This is a genomic window from Ensifer adhaerens, from assembly GCF_002940685.1.
Lineage (GTDB): Bacteria > Pseudomonadota > Alphaproteobacteria > Rhizobiales > Rhizobiaceae > Ensifer > Ensifer adhaerens_E.
Window position 1 is genome coordinate 337,108 of sequence record NZ_PNFP01000004.1, and the last position, 18,671, is coordinate 355,778.

The 18,671-nt window shown below is 63.4% G+C and carries 23 protein-coding genes; 11 read left to right on the forward strand and 12 right to left on the reverse strand.

The window, feature by feature from the left end; all coding sequences use genetic code 11:
• Positions 1-19: 19 nt before the first annotated feature.
• From C1A35_RS10160 to C1A35_RS10170, 3 genes are all read left to right on the forward strand, one after another.
• Positions 20-823, forward strand: a complete 804-nt coding sequence (locus C1A35_RS10160) for an ABC transporter permease (RefSeq protein ID WP_104664197.1) — start codon at positions 20-22, stop codon at positions 821-823.
• Positions 820-1,650: an ABC transporter permease gene (locus C1A35_RS10165; protein WP_104664198.1), complete on the forward strand. Its 831-nt coding sequence runs from the start codon at positions 820-822 to the stop codon at positions 1,648-1,650. The genes C1A35_RS10160 and C1A35_RS10165 overlap by 4 nt, the downstream gene beginning before the upstream one ends.
• A gap of 164 nt (positions 1,651-1,814) precedes the next feature.
• On the forward strand, positions 1,815-2,081 hold the full coding sequence (locus C1A35_RS10170) for an usg protein (RefSeq protein ID WP_104664199.1): 267 nt from the start codon (positions 1,815-1,817) through the stop codon (positions 2,079-2,081).
• 103 nt (positions 2,082-2,184) lie between these two features.
• On the opposite strand, the gene C1A35_RS10175 is transcribed toward C1A35_RS10170, so the two are convergent.
• Positions 2,185-2,910 carry a DUF2270 domain-containing protein gene (locus C1A35_RS10175; protein ID WP_104664200.1) on the reverse strand — a complete coding sequence of 242 codons (726 nt, stop codon included), beginning with the start codon at positions 2,908-2,910 and terminating at the stop codon, positions 2,185-2,187.
• A gap of 183 nt (positions 2,911-3,093) precedes the next feature.
• Here C1A35_RS10175 and C1A35_RS10180 point away from each other — a divergent pair, with 183 nt between their 5' ends.
• From C1A35_RS10180 to C1A35_RS10190, 3 genes are all read left to right on the forward strand, one after another.
• Positions 3,094-3,921: a class I SAM-dependent DNA methyltransferase gene (locus C1A35_RS10180; RefSeq protein ID WP_104664201.1), complete on the forward strand. Its 828-nt coding sequence runs from the start codon at positions 3,094-3,096 to the stop codon at positions 3,919-3,921.
• Positions 3,922-4,033: 112 nt separating this feature from the next.
• Complete coding sequence (locus C1A35_RS10185; protein ID WP_104664202.1) at positions 4,034-4,903, forward strand: NAD(P)-dependent oxidoreductase; 870 nt, start codon at positions 4,034-4,036, stop codon at positions 4,901-4,903.
• Positions 4,900-5,601 carry a DNA alkylation repair protein gene (locus tag C1A35_RS10190; RefSeq protein ID WP_104664203.1) on the forward strand — a complete coding sequence of 234 codons (702 nt, stop codon included), beginning with the start codon at positions 4,900-4,902 and terminating at the stop codon, positions 5,599-5,601. Before C1A35_RS10185 ends, C1A35_RS10190 begins: the two co-directional genes overlap by 4 nt.
• A gap of 19 nt (positions 5,602-5,620) precedes the next feature.
• Here C1A35_RS10190 and C1A35_RS10195 read toward each other — a convergent pair whose 3' ends face one another.
• From C1A35_RS10195 to C1A35_RS10205, 3 genes are all read right to left on the reverse strand, one after another.
• On the reverse strand, positions 5,621-6,109 hold the full coding sequence (locus C1A35_RS10195; protein ID WP_104664204.1) for an Lrp/AsnC family transcriptional regulator: 489 nt from the start codon (positions 6,107-6,109) through the stop codon (positions 5,621-5,623).
• A gap of 65 nt (positions 6,110-6,174) precedes the next feature.
• Positions 6,175-6,813, reverse strand: a complete 639-nt coding sequence (locus C1A35_RS10200; RefSeq protein ID WP_104664205.1) for a uracil-DNA glycosylase family protein — start codon at positions 6,811-6,813, stop codon at positions 6,175-6,177.
• Positions 6,806-7,393 (reverse strand): thermonuclease family protein, encoded by a 588-nt coding sequence (locus C1A35_RS10205; protein WP_104664206.1) that lies wholly within the window; start codon positions 7,391-7,393, stop codon positions 6,806-6,808. Before C1A35_RS10205 ends, C1A35_RS10200 begins: the two co-directional genes overlap by 8 nt.
• A 308-nt stretch (positions 7,394-7,701) precedes the next feature.
• Here C1A35_RS10205 and C1A35_RS10210 point away from each other — a divergent pair, with 308 nt between their 5' ends.
• Both C1A35_RS10210 and C1A35_RS10215 read left to right on the forward strand, forming a co-directional pair.
• The gene (locus C1A35_RS10210) at positions 7,702-9,237 is read left to right on the forward strand and encodes a sensor histidine kinase (protein ID WP_104664376.1); all 1,536 of its coding nucleotides are present in this window, start codon (positions 7,702-7,704) and stop codon (positions 9,235-9,237) included.
• A gap of 3 nt (positions 9,238-9,240) precedes the next feature.
• Positions 9,241-9,798, forward strand: coding sequence for a GNAT family N-acetyltransferase (locus C1A35_RS10215; protein ID WP_104664207.1), 558 nt, complete (start codon positions 9,241-9,243; stop codon positions 9,796-9,798).
• On the opposite strand, the gene C1A35_RS10220 is transcribed toward C1A35_RS10215, so the two are convergent.
• On the reverse strand, positions 9,788-10,201 hold the full coding sequence (locus C1A35_RS10220) for a diacylglycerol kinase (protein WP_104664208.1): 414 nt from the start codon (positions 10,199-10,201) through the stop codon (positions 9,788-9,790). The genes C1A35_RS10215 and C1A35_RS10220 overlap by 11 nt on opposite strands.
• 228 nt (positions 10,202-10,429) lie before the next feature.
• Positions 10,430-11,446: a nicotinate-nucleotide--dimethylbenzimidazole phosphoribosyltransferase gene (gene cobT, locus C1A35_RS10225; RefSeq protein ID WP_104664209.1), complete on the reverse strand. Its 1,017-nt coding sequence runs from the start codon at positions 11,444-11,446 to the stop codon at positions 10,430-10,432.
• A gap of 245 nt (positions 11,447-11,691) precedes the next feature.
• Between cobT and C1A35_RS10230 the strand changes: the two genes are divergently transcribed.
• The 3 genes from C1A35_RS10230 to C1A35_RS10240 are packed head-to-tail and all read left to right on the forward strand — an operon-like array spanning position 11,692 to position 13,435.
• The gene (locus C1A35_RS10230; RefSeq protein ID WP_104664210.1) at positions 11,692-12,480 is read left to right on the forward strand and encodes an adenosylcobinamide-GDP ribazoletransferase; all 789 of its coding nucleotides are present in this window, start codon (positions 11,692-11,694) and stop codon (positions 12,478-12,480) included.
• 35 nt (positions 12,481-12,515) lie between these two features.
• Entirely contained in the window at positions 12,516-12,737 is a 222-nt protein-coding gene (locus tag C1A35_RS10235; protein ID WP_104664211.1) for a DUF1289 domain-containing protein, read from the forward strand.
• On the forward strand, positions 12,734-13,435 hold the full coding sequence (locus C1A35_RS10240; RefSeq protein ID WP_104664212.1) for a TIGR02281 family clan AA aspartic protease: 702 nt from the start codon (positions 12,734-12,736) through the stop codon (positions 13,433-13,435). Before C1A35_RS10235 ends, C1A35_RS10240 begins: the two co-directional genes overlap by 4 nt.
• 27 nt (positions 13,436-13,462) lie before the next feature.
• Here C1A35_RS10240 and C1A35_RS10245 read toward each other — a convergent pair whose 3' ends face one another.
• The 6 genes from C1A35_RS10245 to C1A35_RS10270 all read right to left on the reverse strand — a co-directional run bounded on the left by C1A35_RS10245 (position 13,463) and on the right by C1A35_RS10270 (position 18,361).
• Positions 13,463-14,224 (reverse strand): ABC transporter permease, encoded by a 762-nt coding sequence (locus C1A35_RS10245; protein WP_104664213.1) that lies wholly within the window; start codon positions 14,222-14,224, stop codon positions 13,463-13,465.
• Positions 14,221-15,147: an ABC transporter ATP-binding protein gene (locus C1A35_RS10250; RefSeq protein WP_104664214.1), complete on the reverse strand. Its 927-nt coding sequence runs from the start codon at positions 15,145-15,147 to the stop codon at positions 14,221-14,223. The genes C1A35_RS10245 and C1A35_RS10250 overlap by 4 nt, the downstream gene beginning before the upstream one ends.
• A 106-nt stretch (positions 15,148-15,253) precedes the next feature.
• Complete coding sequence (locus C1A35_RS10255) at positions 15,254-15,739, reverse strand: YeeE/YedE family protein (protein WP_104664215.1); 486 nt, start codon at positions 15,737-15,739, stop codon at positions 15,254-15,256.
• The gene (locus C1A35_RS10260) at positions 15,736-16,143 is read right to left on the reverse strand and encodes a YeeE/YedE family protein (RefSeq protein ID WP_104664216.1); all 408 of its coding nucleotides are present in this window, start codon (positions 16,141-16,143) and stop codon (positions 15,736-15,738) included. The genes C1A35_RS10255 and C1A35_RS10260 overlap by 4 nt, the downstream gene beginning before the upstream one ends.
• Complete coding sequence (locus tag C1A35_RS10265; protein ID WP_104664217.1) at positions 16,140-16,472, reverse strand: ArsR/SmtB family transcription factor; 333 nt, start codon at positions 16,470-16,472, stop codon at positions 16,140-16,142. Before C1A35_RS10265 ends, C1A35_RS10260 begins: the two co-directional genes overlap by 4 nt.
• A 638-nt stretch (positions 16,473-17,110) precedes the next feature.
• On the reverse strand, positions 17,111-18,361 hold the full coding sequence (locus tag C1A35_RS10270; protein ID WP_104664218.1) for an extensin-like domain-containing protein: 1,251 nt from the start codon (positions 18,359-18,361) through the stop codon (positions 17,111-17,113).
• Positions 18,362-18,671: the final 310 nt, after the last annotated feature.

Genomic DNA, 18,671 nt, shown 5'->3' on the forward strand with positions numbered 1-18,671 from the left:
AAAAGGGGAAATCTCTGACATGAGCGGGTTGTTTGCCGGCTTCTATTCCATCCTCTCCTGGATCGGATCGATCGTCGATCCATTCTGCGGCCCGGTCGGGGTCTTCACCTGGTTCGGACCGGGCACCCTGCTCGCCTGCGGCGACACCGGTTGGGGCGACGATATCGCCCATGGCTTCATCATTACCGCAAGCCTCGCCATCGCAACGCTGCCCGTGGGCCTGCTGATCGGCTTCTTCATCGCTCTCGGCAAGCAGTCCGAAGAGCGCACCGTGCGACTGGCCTCCAACATCTACACGACGATCTTCCGCGGCCTGCCCGAACTGCTGACGCTCTTCATCGTTTATTACGGTCTGCAGATCCTCGTTCAACAGCTGCTGGCGTCGCTCGGCTACGAGGGGCCGGTCGAGATCAATGCCTTCTTCGCCGGCATGATCGCACTCGGCGTCGTCTTCTCGGCCTATTGCTCGGAAGTGCTGCTTTCGGCGTTCAAGGCCATCCCGCATGGACAATACGAAGCCGGTGACGCCCTTGGCTTCCATCGCGGCCGGACCATGCGCCTTATCATTCTGCCGCAGCTCGTGCGTATCGCGCTTCCCGGTCTCGGCAATCTCTGGATGGCGCTGCTCAAGGACACCGCCCTCGTCTCAGTCGTCGGACTGACGGACATCCTGCGCCAGACCGGCATTGCCGCCCGCGTCACCAAGCAGGCTTTCGAGTTCTATGGCGTCGCCTGCGTGCTCTTCCTGATCCTCGCGATGATCTCGTCGATCGTCTTCTCTCACCTCGAACGTCGAACCAAACGTGCGGAGATGGGCCGATGAGTGTCGTTGCAACGATGATCCCGCCGCAGGCGCCGCCACCGGTTCCGCCGAAGCCCTATACGCTCACCCGTTTCGTCGGCAGCGTCGCACTCGGCATCTGGCTGGCGCTCGCCGTCGGCATCTTCCTCACCGTCGTCGGCGGCTGGGACCCGGACAAGTTCGCCAAGTACGGCCCGCGCTTCCTCAACGGTCTCGGCGTCACGCTGATGCTGGTGGGCCTTTCGATCGTCATGGGCGCCATCCTGTCCCTGCCGATTGCCTTTGCCCGCATGTCGAAGAACAGGTTCCTGTCCTGGTTCGCCTATGCCTATGTCTATTTCTTCCGCGGCACGCCGCTGCTCGCGCAGCTCTTCCTGATCTACTACGGCCTGGGCAGTTTCCGCCCGCAGCTCGAAGCGATCGGCGTGTGGTGGTTCTTCCGCGACGCCTGGAACTGCGCGATCTTCGCCTTCACGCTCAACACGGCAGCCTACCAGGCAGAGATCCTGCGCGGCGCGATCGAGAGCGTGCCGCGAGGCCAGCGCGAAGGCGCGGCCGCACTCGGCCTGCCCGGGCGCGTCGCGTTCTGGAAGATCATCCTGCCGCAGGCGATGATCGTGGCGCTGCGCCCCTATGGCAACGAGATCATCCTGATGATCAAGGGCTCGGCGATCGTCGCGATCGTCACCGTCTTCGATCTCATGGGCGAAACCCGCTACGCCTTCTCCCGCACCTTCGACTTCCAGATGTATATCTGGGCCGCGCTTCTCTACCTCGTCATGGTCGAGATCCTGCGCAACATCTGGAGCCTGCTGGAAGCGCGGCTCACGCGCCATCTGAAGCGATAAGCACGCGCCGTTCACGTCCGAAAGCTTGGCAGCACTCCCCAGGATATGCTGCCAAGCTTTTGTTATTTCACGAGAAAGTTTCACTTCGGGACAAATATTAGCCCTTGATTAATAAATCAGGCGTTTCATCATAGGGACCAACCTTTGCGAGAAGTGAGGTCCACATGACGAACGAGATGGAACTTCAGCTCAAGGGCTACGGACTGACGACGGCGCAGATCCTCTATCGCCTGCCCGACCACCCGGCCTTCCTGCAAACCTATATCTGGCAGCACTACGACATCGCCCCGGACTTTCCGGAGATGCGCAGTTTCCTGAAATTCTGGGAAGAGAAACTGGACGGCCCGCTGCATTCGGTGCGCTACGTCCACCGCAAGCTGATCTCGGCGACGGAATGGCGTGCACTGAAGGGCGAGTTCATACTGCATTGAACGATGGGGCATAGCCTGCGCGTCTTGAGCAGCCACCGTCAGCCGATCAGCCTGTGTCAGCGTGACCCGTTAACGTCGGCAGCCGCAGCTGGCATGGCCAGCCTCAGACATGCACTTCCCCATGCGCGAGTTCCCCTTCGCGCGGCTCCTTGTGCAGCGAGCCATAGAGTACCAGCCCGTAAAACAGCGCGACAGCGATGATCACCGGCCAGCCGGGCACCGGACCGAGCGCCGCGTTCTGGGCGACATCGGCCCAGGAGCGCACATGGCCGAAAGGCTCGCCATTGGTAGAGATCTTCGGAGAGGAGATCTTCAGCGCCCAGGCAAGGAGCAGGATCAGGTACATCCAGCAATAGTTGCGCTGAAGCCGCCGGCAGACCGCCTCGCGGTAGCTCATCAGGAAGGCGGGCTTGCGCAGGCTCTTGGCGATGGAAGCGGCCCAGTTGAGGTTCGGCGTGCCGTCGGGGGCCAGGATCTGCGCGAAATATCCGCGCTCCAACTGGCGCACGCGGGCGCGATAGACATCGAAGAAGCGATAGCGCCGGGCCTCGATGAGGAGCAGCAGCGTAATCAGCAGCATGGCGAACAAAAGCACGCCATGATGCGACGACGGCGTCGACAGAGAGACCGAAAGCAAGGCCGCAACGACGGTGATCGCCCAGTTGGAGGTCCGGTCGATGCGATCGCGCCAGCCGGCCATGCGTCCCATTTCACCGCGATAATAGTGCACCACCGCGTTGATCTGTTCCTGCGACGTCTGCGGCAAAGGCGGGCCTTTCGGCTCCTTGATCTCGGTGCTCAAGATCAGCGGCCCAAGCTCGGCGGACATCGGCATTCCTCCCGTCTTTTCTTATGCTTATGATCATGACTCCTTTCCGCCCGCCGATAAATCCCGACAGCGCCGCGTCGCGGCGTTTTTCGGCGTTGGAACCGCGTTTTGCTGCCGGCTTTGGCCAGGGGGCGGGCGCGGGAGGCGATTGCCAAAACGGGTCCGCGGACGTATGAAGCGCCCATGACCCAAAAGAGCACGAAAATCGACGAGGAAGCGCTGGCGGAAGCCTATAACCGCGCCCTCTCCCTGGAAAAGTCCGGCAAACTCGACGCGGCGGCGCAAGCCTATCACGAGGTGCTGGCGCTCGATCCGGAAGACCACGGCGGTGCTGCGGTGCGGCTGGCCTCGATGGGACGCGGCGAGACGCCGGTGAAGGCGCCCGATGCCTATGTCGCTACCCTCTTCGACCAGCACGCCGAAGTCTTCGACAACGTGCTCGTCGACCAGCTCGGCTACTGCGTGCCGCTTCTCGTGCGCCAGCGGCTACAGGCGCTCGAACTCGGCCCCTTCGATCGCGTGCTCGATCTCGGCTGCGGCACGGGCCTGACCGGCGGGGCGCTCCGCGACATGGCGGAAGACATCACCGGCGTCGATCTCTCGGAAAACATGGTCGAGATCGCCCATGAGAAGGACCTCTACGAAACGCTCTACGTCGCCGAAGCCGTCGACTTTCTCGACGACAACGACGACGCGCCCTTCGATCTGATCGTCGCCACCGACGTGCTGCCCTACATGGGCGCGCTCGAGGCACTGTTCTTCGGCGCCGTCGACAATCTGGTTCCCGGAGGATTGCTGATCTTCTCCAGCGAGACCTTGCCGGCAGAAAGCTTCGCCGGACGCGATTTCATGGTCGGCCCGCATCAGCGCTTTGCCCACGCCGAAAGCTACCTGCGCGACCGGCTTGCGGCCACCGGCTTCGAGATCGTCGAGGTCGGCGACATCACAGTGCGCCTGGAAGAGGGCGAACCAATCGCCGGCCATCTGGTGGTCGCCCGCTTCAAGCCCTGATCAGACCCGGATAGCATCATGAAAAGGGAGCATCGCACGATGCTCCCTTCTCTCTTTTCCGTGCGCCCGCCATCAGTTACACCAGAGCGAAAGCAATGGGAGCATACTGAAAATGGCAAAGGTCGCATTCATTGGTCTCGGCGTGATGGGATATCCCATGGCCGGCCACCTCAAGGTCCGCGGCGGACACGAACTCACGGTCTATAACCGCACCTTCGCCAAGGCCGAGAAATGGGCGGCCGAATTCGGCGGCCGCGTAGCGCGCACGCCGGCCGAGGCCTCCGACGGCGCCGATTTCGTCTTTTCCTGCGTCGGCAATGACGACGACCTGCGCTCGGTCACGACGGGCAAGGATGGCGCCTTCGAAAGGCTTGGCGCCAACGCGGTCTTCATCGACAACACCACCGCGTCGGCCGAAGTCGCCCGCGAGCTCTATGAGGCCGCGAAGGCGCGCAACGCCCACTTCATCGACGCCCCCGTCTCCGGCGGCCAGGCGGGTGCTGAAAACGGCGTTTTGACCGTGATGTGCGGCGGCGACGAGGCCGCCTTCGATCGCGCCAAGCCGGTCATCGAGGGGTTTGCGCGCATGGTCGGCCTGATGGGTCCGGCCGGTGCCGGCCAGATCACCAAGATGATCAACCAGATCTGCATCGCCGGTCTCGTCCAGGGGCTCGCCGAAGGCATTCATTTCGGCAAGAAGGCGGGCCTCGACATCGAGAAGGTGGTCGACGTCATCTCCAAGGGTGCTGCGGGCTCCTGGCAGATGGAAAACCGCCACAAGACGATGAACGCCGGCAAGTACGATTTCGGCTTTGCCGTCGACTGGATGCGCAAGGACCTCGACATCGTGCTCGCCGAGGCCCGCCGCAACGGCGCCAAGCTGCCGGTAACTGCCCTCGTCGACCAGTTCTACGGCGATGTCCAGGAAATGGGCGGCAATCGCTGGGACACGTCCTCGCTGCTCGCCCGCCTCGAAAAGTGAGCCTCGCCCCCTCCTCGACCGCAGACGAGATCATCGCTCATCTGCGGTCTCTCGGGTCTGAAGACAATCTCGCCGGCATGGCACGTTTCGGCATCGTCACCGACACCGCCATCGGACTTTCCAATGTCGAATTGCACAAGATCACCCGGCTGGTGAAGACCGACCACCGCCGGGCCCGTGAACTCTGGCAATCCGGCATACGCGAAGCGCGCATTCTTGCCGCCTTTACCGCCGATCCAAAGGCTCTGACGCTGGACGAGGCGCGCCGTTGGGCCGACGATTGCAATTCCTGGGAGGTCGTCGATACCGTTGCCGACCTTTTCGTCACCGCCCGCTTCGAGCGCGACCTGATCCCGGAATTTGCGGCCGACGAACGCGAATTCGTCCGCCGCATCGCCTTTGCGATGATCGCGACGGCGGCAGTTCATCTGAAGAAGGAGCCGGACTCCGCGCTCATCGCCTGGCTGCCGCTGATCGAGCGGCATTCGATCGATGGGCGCAACTTCGTCAAGAAGGCGGTCAACTGGGCGCTCAGGCAGATCGGCAAGCGCAACGCTTCATGCCATGGCCCGGCGCTGGCGCTCGCAGAACGCCTGGCCGAAAGCACAAACCGCGCCGCCCGCTGGACGGGCAAGGACGCGGTTCGCGAGTTGACGAGCGAAAAGGTGCGCGTGCGGCTGGGCCTGACCGAGGGCTGAGCCCCTCGCCGCAGGCGTCTCAATCCTCGGCGGATTTCGCCTGGTCGATGACCATGTAGTCGAGCGGCAGCTCGGTCGTGTACTTGATCTGCTCCATGGCGAAGGCCGAGGAAACGTCGCGGATCTCGATCTTGGCGATCATGCGCTTGTAGAACGCGTCATAGGCGGCGATGTCGGGCACGACCACGCGCAGCAGATAGTCGACGTCGCCGCTCATGCGGTAGAATTCGACCACTTCGGGAAATTCGGAAACGACCTCGGAGAACCGGCGAAGCCACTCGATCGAGTGGGAATTGGTGCGGATCGACACGAACACGGTAACCTTGGTGTTGATCTTCACCGGATCGAGCAGCGCGACGCGGCGGCGGATGACGCCGTCCTCTTCCATCTTCTGGATGCGCCGCCAGCACGGCGTGGTCGAAAGTCCCACCTTCTTGGCAAGGTCGGCGACGGCCAGCGTGGAATCCTCCTGCAGCAGGCGCAGGATTTTGCGGTCTAGGCGATCCATAAGAGTCCCTCTCGAATTATTTTTCCCTCTATAACGCGAATTTGGTGAAGATAAAGAAAATTGTTTCAGTTCGTTAGAATAGACACGCGCTCGCGCAGGAATGGCAGCACGTCCGCTTCGAACCAGGGATTGCGCTTCAGCCAGCCGGTGTTGCGCCAACTCGGATGGGGCAGAGACAGAATGGCGGGGACTGCGTTGCGCATCGCGTAGCGCCGCCAATCCTTCACGGTCTCGGTCATCGACTTCGGGCAATCCCGACCGATATGCCAGCGCTGCGCATAGTGACCGATCGCGAGCACCAGCTCGACCTGTGGCATCTGATCCATCACGCGCTGCCGCCAGAGAGGCGCGCATTCGCGCCGCGGCGGCAGGTCGCTGCCATGCGCGTCATAGCCGGGAAAGCAGAACCCCATCGGCACGATCGCGAAATGTTCCGGATCGTAGAAGGTCGCGCGGTCGACTTCCAGCCATTGCCTGAGCCGGTCGCCGGAGGCGTCGTTGAACGGCAGACCGCTGTCATGAACGCGAAGCCCCGGCGCCTGCCCGGCGATCAGGATGCGTGCGGTCGTCGAGATCACCGCGACCGGCCGAGGTTCATGCGGCAGCCGGTCGTCGTCGCCGCGCAGCGGGTTGTCGCGACAGAGGCGGCAGGCGGCGATTTCGGCTCTCAGCCGTTCGAGTTCAGGAATACGGTCCTCAGGCATCGGCGATACCGGAAACGAGCGCGGTCAGACGCTCGAGCAGCCAGCCGCGGATCGCCGCCAGCCAGCCATCGATCAGGTGCGGCTCCTCGACCGGATGGCCGTTCGTCCGGCGCCACTCCTGCGGCTTGACGAACTGGCCCGCCCAGAGCCCACGCTTCTCCTTTTCGGCCCTTGCCTCTTCGGCCTCGTAGCGGCCGTAGCTGACTGCATAACCGGAAAGCACCATTTCGCGCCCCACATCGCGACTGGCGGCATCACAGACACCGAGTTCGCGGCCGTATTTGTCACGACCATGAAAACGACAACGCACATCGCCGGCCGTTACGAGCGCCTTCAGCCGGTCGCGCGCCTCGCGCCCGCAGTCCCACGGGGCGCCGTCACGCTTGCAGGTCTGGCCAAGCTCCGGCGCGTCGATGCCCTCGATGCGGACGCGCTTGCCGTCGATCCGCAGGCTGTCGCCGTCGCTTGCAATGGCCGCGCCACGGGCTTCCCCGGTTGGCGACCTCTCGCCCACGGGCAACCGGTCGGCAAAATAGGCACCGATCGCGAGCAGCAACAGAATGGCCCATCCCCCGGCCATGCCGCCGCGGCCGCCGGGCCGCGTGCCACCCTGCGTCCTGCCGCTGCCCCTCGGCTGCCGATATGTCGTCCGTCCGAATTTCACGTCTGTCCCAACCTTGATTGTCTGCACGACTGCCTCGCAGATCGGCGCGTCATAAACATGGTCGATTCCAAAAGATTAGAGAAGGAACTTCAGATGCCGCACGATCTGTCGCGACCTTGGACACGGCGGCGCCACAATGGTTGTCGAATCCTTCACACACCGCAGCAACTTCTTAAGGATTGCTCACTAGACTGCAACGCAATCGCAACCCGTCGCATATGAGCATGAGTATCGCTGCCAGCACATCGACCGATAAGATTATCGTCGACAAATCGAGGAGCCATCGAAACAAGGCTGTTTCGAGGACGGTCCGTGCCACGCGCGAACGGCTGCAAACTGGCTCGTCGGTGCCCTCGGGCTTCGAGCGCGAGATGCTCAATCACTACATCGACAGTGCTCTGCATGGCGCAATCGCCATCCCGGTGCTCGTCACGCTGATTGCGGCGGTCGCCATCTACCTCTCCGGCGAACTCGGCTTCATCCTCTGGGCGGTCATGACCCTGTCGGCCCATGCCGTCACGCTCTTCCTCGCCCGCAAGGCTCGCCGGGAGGACATGAGCGCCGAGAAGGTTCCGGTCTGGCGGCGCCGCTTCCTGCTCGGGCAGGTGCTGATGGGTCTCTGCTGGGCGACCTTCGTGGCGCAGGATTGCACGAGCTGCGGCAATGTGCGCTTCGGGTTCTTCGAAGGCACGGTGCTGCTCGTCGCCCTTGCCGCGACCGCCATGGGCACGTTCCTGCTGCGCAATGCGCTGCTCTACACCTTCGCTCCGGTCGTGGCGGCGCTCGCCTTCGCATCGCTCACCACAGGCGACCCGATCTATGTCGGGCTCACCGGCGTCATCTCGCTGTCGCTGCTCTTCCTGGTGCTGATGACCGACCGCATGAACCGCGCAAGCGTGCATATTCTCTCCGTCCAGTCGGAGAAGGACGACCTGATCGCGGAGCTCGAGGTCGCAAAGTCGATGTCGGACGAGGCCCGCCGGCGCGCCGAGGAGGCCAACCTCGCAAAGTCGCGCTTCCTGGCATCGATGTCGCACGAGCTACGCACGCCGCTGAACGCCATTCTCGGTTTCTCCGAGGTGATGTCGACCGAGGTTCTGGGCCCGCTCAGCAACCCGACCTACAAGGAATACACCAACGACATCCACCGCTCGGGCGAGCACCTGCTCAATCTCATCAACGAGATCCTCGACCTCTCGCGCATCGAGGCGGGCCGTTACGACCTCAACGAGGATGCCGTCAGCCTCGTCGACATCGCCGAGGATTGCACAGGCATGGTGCAGCTGAAGGCTCGCGCCAAGAACATCACGATCCACCAGCAGTTCGAGCACGGCATGCCCTCGGTCTGGGTCGACGAAAAATCGATGCGCCAGGTCATTCTCAATCTGCTGTCGAATGCGGTGAAGTTCACCAATACCGGCGGCGAAGTCACCTTCAAGGTCGGCTGGACAGCGGGTGGCGGCCAGTACCTCTCGATCAAGGACAACGGCCCCGGCATTCCCGAGGAAGAGATCCCGATCGTGCTTTCGGCCTTCGGCCAGGGCTCGATTGCCATCAAGAGCGCCGAACAGGGCACCGGTCTCGGCCTGCCGATCGTCCAGGCCATTCTCGCCAAGCACAATGGCGAATTCATCCTGCGCTCCAAGCTGCGCGAAGGCACGGAGGCGATCGCCATCCTGCCGGCCCGCCGCGTGCTCGAAAGCTTGCCGGCGATCGAGGATGTCGCAGCGCCCGTTCGCCGCCGCAAGAGTTTTGCCTGATCCATGCAGATTGAAACGCAGCGCCTCAGGCTCCGGCCCTGGGAAGAACGCGACATTGCGCCCTTTGCAGTCGCCAATGCCGATCCGGAAGTCCGGCGCTATTATTACCCGGCCATTCTGACGCGCGAGGAAACGGCGGCGATGATTGCCGATTGCGCCCGCCACCTTGCCGACCACGGTTTCGGCTTCGTCGCCGTGGAACGCAGGTCCGATGGCGCGCTCATCGGCGGCCTCGGCCTTTCAAGGGCTGGAGACGAAATCCCCGGCGGACCCCATGTGGAAATCGGCTGGATCCTCGCCCGTCCCTACTGGCGACAGGGTTATGCGCTGGAGGCGGCAAGCGCCTGCCTGGACCACGCGTGGCAAACGCTCGGGCTTGGCGAGGTCATCGGCTACACCTCGCGCATCAATCACCCGTCGCGGGCACTGATGGAAAAGCTGGGCATGCGGTCGGATGCGATCGAGGATTTCGACGACGTGACGGTGCCCGAAGGCAATCCGTTGCGTCCGCACGTGCTCTATCGGCTAAAGGCTGCGGCCCTTTCGCCGATCACTTCATGAAGCCGTCGAAGATCACGACATAGCCGGCATAGACGGCGTTGGCGACGATCAGGCAGAGGCAGGCGAACGAGCCCAGATCCTTGGCGTTCTTGCCCATTTCCGAGATCTCCGGAGAGACGCGGTCGACGATTTCCTCGATCGCGGTGTTGATCGCCTCGAAGGCCATCATCAGCAGGAACAGGATCGCCATCGCCACATATTGGAAGAAGGTCGCTCCGACGATGACGAAGGCGGTCATCGCAACGGCAAAGGCGATCAGCTCGTGGCGAAAGGCAGCCTCGCCGATCAGCCGCTTGGCGCCGCCGAGCGAATAGCTCGCGGCGGCAAAGAGATGCCGAATACCGGTCTGCTTCTCGACGGGACCCGTCTGTCCAATGCGGTGCGTGGTGTTCTTGGCGTCCATTTCTTCTCGACTGGGCTTGAAACCGTGCTTGCTTCGACATCGTGATTGAGGCGAATGCAAGGCGGTCTCGGTTGCAGGCACCCCAGACTATAGCTAGGGCGCGCATCTGCGCTTTGGATAGGCGACAAGGACGCATCCATCAAGGCCCGACACGCGGCGGCATTGCGCCCGTGACAGGCCTTGGACAGAAACCGGCCGGCCTTCCGGCAAAGCCCGGCCGAACCTTCACTATTCCTTGTTGCTGACGCCGGCCTGCGCGAAGGTCGCCATGCCGCTGTGGCAGGCGGCCGCCGCCTTGACGATGCCGGCGGCGAGCGCCGCCCCGGTACCCTCGCCAAGCCGCATGCCGAGCGCGAGCAGCGGCGTCTTTCCGAGCTTCTCGATCGCACGGATATGGCCGGGCTCGCCCGAGACATGGCCGATCAGGCAATGGTCGAGCGCCGACGGGTTGGCCGCCTTCAGGATCGAGGCCGCTGCGGTCGCCACGTAGCCGTCGATAATGACCGGAACCTTCTGGACGCGGGCAGCCAGGATGGCGCCGGCCATCGCCGCGATCTCGCGGCCGCCGAGACGGCGCATCAGTTCGAGCGGATCGGACAGGTGATCGCGATGCAGCGCCACGGCCTTTTCGACCGCCGCGATCTTGCGCTTCAGCACGTCCCCTTCCGAGCCGGTGCCCGGACCGACCCATTCCTCCGCCGTGCCGCCGTAGAGGCCGAGATTGATCGCAGCCGCGATCGTCGTGTTGCCGATGCCCATTTCGCCGATGCACAGAAGATCCGTGCCGCCGGCGATGGCCTCCATGCCGAAGGCCATGGTCGCCGCACAGTCGCGTTCCGACAGCGCCGCCTCCTCTGTGATGTCGCCGGTCGGGTAGTCAAGCGCGAGGTCGAAGACCTTCAGCCCGAGGTCGTGGCTGACGCAGATCTGGTTGATCGCAGCACCGCCGGCGGCAAAATTCTCGACCATCTGCGCGGTGACGGAGGACGGGAACGGGGTCACGCCCTGACGGGTGACGCCGTGGTTGCCGGCAAAAATCGCGACCAGCGGCCGGTTGACGGCCGGCGCCTTACCCGTCCAGGCGGCAAGCCAGAAGGCGATCTCCTCGAGGCGTCCGAGTGCGCCCGGCGGCTTCGTCAGCTGGGAATCCCGCTCCCGCGCGGCAACCAGCGCGGCTCCGTCCGGGCCCGGCAGGTTGCGCAGCAATTCGCGAAAATCATCAAATGGCAGGCCGCTGGCACTCATGGGAAGAATCCTTGCATCATCGTGAAGCTCAATCTACGCCCCTCATAGAGGGCCCCGAAAAATCGGGCAATGACATTTGCGCCAATCGGCGTCGCCGTTCGGGCTCAGCGGCGTTGGCAAGCGGTCTAGGACGGGTGCTGGAAAAGTGTGCGCGGCGTTCGCCCATACCTCGTCCCGGCTTGCGAGACTCGCCGGGGTCGGCGAGTTTGGCGGCGGCCGATCAGTGGCCGGAACTTGGAGGAGCCATGGGCTTCGTTGGCGATTTCTGTGACGATGTGGCACGGTCGATCGGCTTCTTGAGCCGCATCCCGATGCCCGCGCGCCATTTCGAAGGTTACGACGGGCGCTTGAGCCGCGCCGTGCGCGCCTTCCCGTTCGCCGGCCTGCTGATCGCATTGCCATCGGCCGCCGTTGCAGCAGCGCTCGTCGCGCTCCATGTAAGCTCGCTCTTTACCGCCTTCGTCGTCGTCGCCATTCAGGCGCTCGTCACGGGCGCACTGCACGAAGACGGGCTTGGTGACACCGCCGACGGCTTTGGCGGCGGTCGCGACCGCGAAGCGGCGCTCACGATCATGAAGGACAGCCGCATCGGCACCTATGCGGCGGTCGCGCTCATCCTCTCCTTCGGTTTGCGCGTGTCGGCGCTCGCTTCGATCCTGCCGCTCTTTTCGCCGCTCGGCGCCGGCATGGCGATCCTTGGCGCAGCGGCCCTTAGCCGCGCCGCGATGGTCTGGCACTGGTCGTCGCTTCCGCCGGCGCGCAGCGGCGGCGTTGCCGCCTCGGCTGGCGAGCCGCAGCCGGCAGCGACACGCTTTGCGCTCGGATCCGGCCTTCTCGCCGCGCTGCTGCTCTTCTATCTTGCGCAGGTTCCGGCCCCCGGCCTCGTCTTTGCGCTCGCCGCGTTCCTCGCCACCGTGAAGGGCTTTGCGCGCCTCGCGATGCGCAAGATCGGCGGACAAACGGGTGACACGATCGGGGCCACGCAGCAGCTGACGGAAATCGCCGTGCTCGGTGCCCTTGCACTGACGGTCTGAAGCATCGATATATCAAGGGAAAACTGAGCAAGCCCATGGAATCTCCCTGCATTCTCGTCTGTTCGATCGACGACAAGACCGGCTACTGTTTCGGCTGCGGCCGCACGCGCGACGAAATCGGCCGCTGGACGCTCTACACCGATGGCGAGCGCCGCGCGATCATGAACGCGCTGCCCGCCCGCCTGGATACCGTCGAACGCAAGCCGCGGCGCGAAACCCGCCGCAGCCGCATGGCGAGGGAACGCGGCCAAGCATGACTCGTTTTGCCATCCTGCTTTCGATCCTGGCCATCGGCCTCATTCTGCTGATCATCAATCATGATGCCGGCCGGACACTCGGCCTTGCCAATGACGACTTCGGACAGCTCGTGTCGCTCGGCGCGATCGCCACACTCATCGGCGCCGGCATTATACAGAGCCGCCGGCGCTTCGGCGAAGGGCTGCGTCAGGTCGCCCTGTGGCTTTTCATCGTGCTGGCGCTGGTTTCGGCCTATGTCTACCGCTTCGAGCTGCAGGGCTTCGGCAACCGCCTGCTCGCCGGCCTGGTTCCGGGACGCGCGACCATCATCACCGATAGCGAGGGCCAGCAGGAGGTGGTGCTGCACAAGATGCTGAACGGCCACTTCGAGACCGGCGCCACGGTCAATGGCCAGGAGATCAGCATGCTGGTCGATACCGGCGCCAGCAGCATCGCGCTGACTTATGAAGATGCCGAAAGGATCGGTCTGGACCCGGCCAACCTCAACTACATCGTCACGGTCATGACCGCCAACGGCCGCGCCCAGGCCGCCCCGGTGATGCTTGAGGAGATTTCGATCGGCCCGATCACCCGCCGCAACATCGGCGCGACGGTTACCGCCAAGGGAAAGCTCGACCAGAGCCTGCTCGGCATGAGCTTCCTGTCGACGCTCGAAATGCTGCAGATGCGCTCGGACGAGTTGCGTCTGCGCGACTGACCGGTTGGCTCGGAAACTGCCCGACGGTCAGTTTCTCAAGCGATAACCGGTGCGGAAGATCCACGCCAGCACCGACATGCAGATCGTCAGAAAGGCGAGGATGATCACCGCGCTGAAGATCGGGTTGACGTCGGAGACCTCGAAGAAGCTCCAGCGGAAGCCGCTGATCAGGTAGAGCACCGGATTGAAATGGCTGACCGCCTGCCAGAAGGGCGGCAGCATCTTCACCGAATAGAAGCTGCCGCCGAGGAAAACGAGTGGCGGGATCACCAGCATCGGGATCAGGTTCAACTGCTCGAAATCCTTCGCCCAGATGCCGATGATGAAGCCGAACAGGCTGAAGGAAATGGCGGTCAGCACGAAGAAGAACACCATGACGAAGGGATGGGCGATCGTCAGGTCGACGAACAGCGAGGCCGTGAGCAGGATGATCGTTCCGATCATCAGCCCCTTGGTCGCCGCCGCGCCGACATAGCCAAGCACGATCTCGACCATAGAGACCGGCGACGACAGGACCTCGTAGATCGTACCGGTGAATTTCGGGAAGTAGATGCCGAAGGAGCCGTTGCCAATGCACTGCGTCAGAAGCGTCAGCATCATCAGGCCGGGCGTGATGAAGGCGCCGTAGGACACGCCGTCGATCTCCTGGATGCGACCGCCGATCGCCGCACCAAAGACGATGAAGTAGAGCGAGGTGGAGATGACCGGCGACACGACGCTCTGAAGCAGGGTGCGGCGGGTGCGCGCCATCTCGAAGAAATAGATCGACTTGATCGCTTCGATGTTCATCGCCCTGCCCCCACGATTTCGACGAAAATGTCTTCCAGCGAGCTCTGCCGCGTGGAAATGTCCTTGAGCCGGATACCGGCTTCGGCGAGCGCCGCCAGCAAGGTGGTAATCCCGGTCCGCTCCGCGCTGGTGTCGTAGTCGTAGATCAGGCAGTGGCCGTCGCCTTCCAGCGTCAGGTTGTAGCTCGACAGCACGTCGGGAACATCGTCCAGCGGATGGGCGAGATCGACGCGCAACTGCTTGCGGCCGAGCTTCGACATCAGCGCCGCCTTGTCCTCGACCAGCAGGATCTCGCCGCCATTGATGACGCCGATGCGGTCGGCGATCTCCTCGGCCTCTTCGATGTAGTGCGTGGTCAGGATGATCGTCACGCCCGAGGCGCGCAGCTTTTCGACGACGTCCCACATGCTCTTGCGCAGGTTGACGTCGACGCCCGCCGTCGGTTCGTCGAGGAAGAGCACCCGCGGCTCGTGTGACAGCGCCTTGGCGATCAGCACGCGCCGCTTCATGCCGCCCGAAAGCTCGCGCAGCATGTTGTCCTTCTTGTCCCAGAGCGACAGGTCCTTCAGCACCTTCTCGATATGCGCGGGGTTCGGCTTCTTGCCGTGCAGGCCGCGGGAAAACGTAACCGTGTTCCACACCGTCTCGAAGGCGTCGGTCGTCAGTTCCTGCGGCACGAGCCCGATCATCGCACGGGTCTCGCGGAAATCGCGCACCACGTCATGGCCGCCGACCGTCACGGTTCCGCCGCTCGGATTGACGATGCCGCAGATGATCGAGATCAGCGTCGTCTTGCCGGCGCCGTTCGGCCCGAGCAGCGCGAGAATCTCGCCCTGCTCGATATCGAGGCTGACGCCCTTCAGTGCCTTGAAACCGGAGGCATAGGTCTTCGACAGATTGGAAACGGAAACGATGGGCGCCATGAAAACTGATCCGGAAGGAGGGGCAGAGTCGTGAGGTCCCGCCCTATATGGGACAATTCATTCCGATTTGCAGCCGGCTGGAATTAAAAAACAAGATGACTGTGCGTCAACGGGGCTGTGACAGTCGCGTGCCGGCGCCCGTTCCGGCAGATGTCTGCCCTGGGACTTTGCGGCCAACCAGCCGGTCATGGACCAGCATTCCGGCCACCATCGCCGCCACGAAGACCATCGTCGCCGGCAGGCCGAGCGACAGCGAGGCAAGTGCCGGGCCCGGGCAGAGCCCGACAAGTCCCCAGCCGACGCCGAAGATCGCCGACCCGACGATCAGTCGCCTGTCGATGACCTGGTTGTCCGGCAGATGAAAGGCCTCGTCGAACAGGGGGCGCTTCAGCCGGCGCGTCACGAGAACGCCGAGCGCCGAAACGAAGACGGCGCCGCCGAGCACGAAGGCAAGGCTCGGGTTCCAGTTGCCGGTGATATCCAGGAATGCCCGCACCCGGGCCGGATCGAGCATGCCGGACAACGAAAGGCCGAACCCGAATAGGACGCCGGAGACGAGGGTTGCCACGGGGCGGAGCAAGGTGCTGTTCATGCGAAGAAGCCCGCAAGGAAGACCGTGACGATCGCCGCCCCCATGAAGGTGGCGACCGCGGCGATCGAACGACGCGACAGCCTTGCGAGCCCGACGACGCCATGGCCGCTGGTGCAGCCCGAGCCCATGCGCGAGCCAAAGCCCACCAGCAGGCCGCCAGCCACGAGCAGCGGCCAGGAGGCCGTTACGGTCACCGATGGCCAGGCAGCGAAAATGAGGCGGTAGAGCAGCGGCCCGGAGACCAGACCCAGCACGAACAACGCACCTGACGAAACCTGCATGCCCTGCAACAGGCGTCCCGCGATGCCGCTGATGCCGGCCACCCGGCCATTTGCCACCATCAGGATCGCCGCCGACAGACCGATCAGAAGCCCGCCTGCCAACGCATTCCCGTATTCACTCATGCCTTTGAACCATCCCGACAGAAGATCTGATAGAGCGCGCCGACGAGACGCGCTACCTTGTCGTGGCTGAGCCGATAGAACACCTGCTTGGCCTGCCGACGGGTCGAGACAATGCCGGCATCCCGCAACACCGTCAATTGCTGCGAAAGCGTCGGCTGGCGAATGCCCAGCGTTTCCTCGAGCGCAGCGACCGAATGCTCGCCTTCCAGCAGCGCGCTCACGATCAGCAGCCTGTTACGGTTGGCAAGTGTTCTCAGGATCTTGGAAACTTCGCCAGCATGCACCGCCATATCGCTGCGCATTCCCGGAAATTGCATGACCGTTCCCATTTCGTCCTCCTGTGGCGCCAAGGCGTGTGCGGGCCTCAATGCTTGTGGCAGCCAACCAGACACCACCCAAGATTGTTATACAAAATTATATAATATCGTATTACTTATTGCGAAACCAGACGAAAGGGAAAAGCGACGGCGGATCCGACATCCTGCCGTTTTGGCACCTCTGCGACAAACTATAAAAAATTCATGTAGTTACAAGAAGTACCGGAAATGCGGGAATTCGCCATATTTGGGGCAACCGGCTGGAGCGGGATCCGCAGCAGTATAACTTAAAGTATAATACTATTTATTTCGATCCAGACACCGACGGACGACTCCTCCTCGGCAAGCGGCCGAAGCGCACGCAAACGACAGCCGGCGCAAGATTTCCTCGCCCGGCCATGGCAATTCCACGGCCGCTGTCACGAAACCGTGACGCTCTTCGATCAGTTTGCGTCGCGCGGGTTGCGACATCGCCCTTTGATTCGCACTCGTGATTTGCACACCGGAGCCTCCCCCTTTTGCTCCGGTCGTTGGGCCGGCCTCCCCGCCGGCCTCTTTTTTTGCCGGCTTTCGAGATTTGGTAGCCGGAGGCCATTAATCGCGCTCGACACCGCGAGCCGAAAGCGCCCGGTCGCAGCTCGGAACAGGACCTAGTCGCAGTGCCGGTAGCCAGTCTTGCGGGTTCTCAGGTCGAAGTGGAAATGGTCCTTGTGGAACGGATCGCTGCCGGGGCCGAGCACGGTGTTGAAATATTTGCAGCTGTCGGAACGAACGGCCTTCAACAGCCCCTTTTCACGGAAGGCAAAAAAGCCCGGCTTGCGCACGTCGATTTCCTTGCCGTTCTTCAGCACGAACTTGCCGACGTCGATGGCATTGCCGCGCGCATGTTCGGACATCGGATTGCCGCGGCGCGAATTCATCGTGCGGCAGGAATAGCCGCCGAGCGGCTTGATCGTCTTGACACCGGACCAGTAGCGGTAGCGCGACGATGGCGCGAGCTCGTACTTCACCCACTTGGCGAAGGCCTCGGTCACCTCGCAATTGAGCTTGACCGCCGGCTTCACGCCGATACCGCCGGACAGGCCGCTAAGTTCGATCGGATAGTCGATGCCGCAGGACGGCCCGTTGCTGATGCGCGGAATGTCGCGGAAGACGACGCCGAGCTTTTTCAGGCGCTGGCGGCAGGCAATTTCGGAACCCGGCATCTGGCCCGTGTATTCAGGCGTTGCCATCGGATTGTTGGCGCGCGGCAGGAAGGCGACCTGTTGCGGCTCCTGCGCCCGCTGACGGGCGCGCTGCTGTTCCATTGCGCGGGTGCGCTGCGCCTCCTCCGCCGCCATCTTCTCCGGCGACAGCGGCGGCAGGTCGGGGTCGTAGCCAAGGTTCGCCTCGGCCGGCGCAGAGCCGCTCGTGCCGCCGAGCTGGCGCACGTTCTCCTCGCCTATGCCGCCGACCACCGGCTGGCTGGCATTGCCCTCGGCGATGTCGTTGCTCTGTTCCTCCGCCAGCCCCACCACCGGCTGCTCCACGCCGAGCATGGCGTCCATGTTGACGCCCTCTTCGGGAATGGCGGCCGACCCGGCGCTTGCCGGCTGCGCCCCCGAAGCCACCGCCTCGTCGCTATCGATCATCGGCAGGGCGCGGCGCGTCTGCCGGGGCGGCTGCGTGGCCACGGCATGTTCCGGATTGCCGTTGAAGGTCGCCGCCGGTGCGGCGGCGGGATAGGCTGCCACCTCTTCCTGCGGCACGGCATCGACGGGCACGGGGCCGATCGACCCGACACGCGCGCCGCCATCGATGCGACCGGGCGGCGAAAGCGCATCATCGGTCGAGCAGGCGACGAGCGAAAACGAGAGTATGAGTGCCGTCAGAGGGCGATGGAGACGAGTAACATAGGCCATACCGAACTGCGCCTTCCTCCGGGTGGCCAGAAAAGACCACCGTCATCGCCCCGCTGCCCCGTCAGCTCCATTGCGCTCGATTGGCACGCAATGGTTGCTGCAGCACCTGCAATTGCTGCCTTTTGCCTGTGTCGCAAACCGGGCACAGCGGCAGAAAAGGCTGATTTGCCGTACATTTTATTCAAATACGGTAAACGAAGGCTTGCGCATCACGCCCACGAAATCGGGTGCGCCAGGCCAGAGCCGGCCACTCCAAGACCGACAAAAAGAGAGCCCGCGTCCTCGTCGGACGCGGGCTCGCATGCTCAAC

Bases quoted from the DNA above. Each gene is read 5' to 3' on its own strand.
- C1A35_RS10160 (WP_104664197.1), top strand. From the start codon at position 20: ATGAGCGGGTTGTTTGCCGGCTTCTATTCCATCCTCTCCTGGATCGGA.
- C1A35_RS10165 (WP_104664198.1), top strand. From the start codon at position 820: ATGAGTGTCGTTGCAACGATGATCCCGCCGCAGGCGCCGCCACCGGTT.
- C1A35_RS10170 (WP_104664199.1), top strand. From the start codon at position 1,815: ATGACGAACGAGATGGAACTTCAGCTCAAGGGCTACGGACTGACGACG.
- C1A35_RS10175 (WP_104664200.1), bottom strand. From the start codon at position 2,910: ATGTCCGCCGAGCTTGGGCCGCTGATCTTGAGCACCGAGATCAAGGAG.
- C1A35_RS10180 (WP_104664201.1), top strand. From the start codon at position 3,094: ATGACCCAAAAGAGCACGAAAATCGACGAGGAAGCGCTGGCGGAAGCC.
- C1A35_RS10185 (WP_104664202.1), top strand. From the start codon at position 4,034: ATGGCAAAGGTCGCATTCATTGGTCTCGGCGTGATGGGATATCCCATG.
- C1A35_RS10195 (WP_104664204.1), bottom strand. From the start codon at position 6,109: ATGGATCGCCTAGACCGCAAAATCCTGCGCCTGCTGCAGGAGGATTCC.
- C1A35_RS10200 (WP_104664205.1), bottom strand. From the start codon at position 6,813: ATGCCTGAGGACCGTATTCCTGAACTCGAACGGCTGAGAGCCGAAATC.
- C1A35_RS10205 (WP_104664206.1), bottom strand. From the start codon at position 7,393: ATGGCCGGGGGATGGGCCATTCTGTTGCTGCTCGCGATCGGTGCCTAT.
- C1A35_RS10210 (WP_104664376.1), top strand. From the start codon at position 7,702: ATGAGTATCGCTGCCAGCACATCGACCGATAAGATTATCGTCGACAAA.
- C1A35_RS10215 (WP_104664207.1), top strand. From the start codon at position 9,241: ATGCAGATTGAAACGCAGCGCCTCAGGCTCCGGCCCTGGGAAGAACGC.
- C1A35_RS10220 (WP_104664208.1), bottom strand. From the start codon at position 10,201: ATGGACGCCAAGAACACCACGCACCGCATTGGACAGACGGGTCCCGTC.
- cobT (WP_104664209.1), bottom strand. From the start codon at position 11,446: ATGAGTGCCAGCGGCCTGCCATTTGATGATTTTCGCGAATTGCTGCGC.
- C1A35_RS10230 (WP_104664210.1), top strand. From the start codon at position 11,692: ATGGGCTTCGTTGGCGATTTCTGTGACGATGTGGCACGGTCGATCGGC.
- C1A35_RS10235 (WP_104664211.1), top strand. From the start codon at position 12,516: ATGGAATCTCCCTGCATTCTCGTCTGTTCGATCGACGACAAGACCGGC.
- C1A35_RS10240 (WP_104664212.1), top strand. From the start codon at position 12,734: ATGACTCGTTTTGCCATCCTGCTTTCGATCCTGGCCATCGGCCTCATT.
- C1A35_RS10245 (WP_104664213.1), bottom strand. From the start codon at position 14,224: ATGAACATCGAAGCGATCAAGTCGATCTATTTCTTCGAGATGGCGCGC.
- C1A35_RS10250 (WP_104664214.1), bottom strand. From the start codon at position 15,147: ATGGCGCCCATCGTTTCCGTTTCCAATCTGTCGAAGACCTATGCCTCC.
- C1A35_RS10255 (WP_104664215.1), bottom strand. From the start codon at position 15,739: ATGAACAGCACCTTGCTCCGCCCCGTGGCAACCCTCGTCTCCGGCGTC.
- C1A35_RS10260 (WP_104664216.1), bottom strand. From the start codon at position 16,143: ATGAGTGAATACGGGAATGCGTTGGCAGGCGGGCTTCTGATCGGTCTG.
- C1A35_RS10265 (WP_104664217.1), bottom strand. From the start codon at position 16,472: ATGGGAACGGTCATGCAATTTCCGGGAATGCGCAGCGATATGGCGGTG.
- C1A35_RS10270 (WP_104664218.1), bottom strand. From the start codon at position 18,361: ATGGCCTATGTTACTCGTCTCCATCGCCCTCTGACGGCACTCATACTC.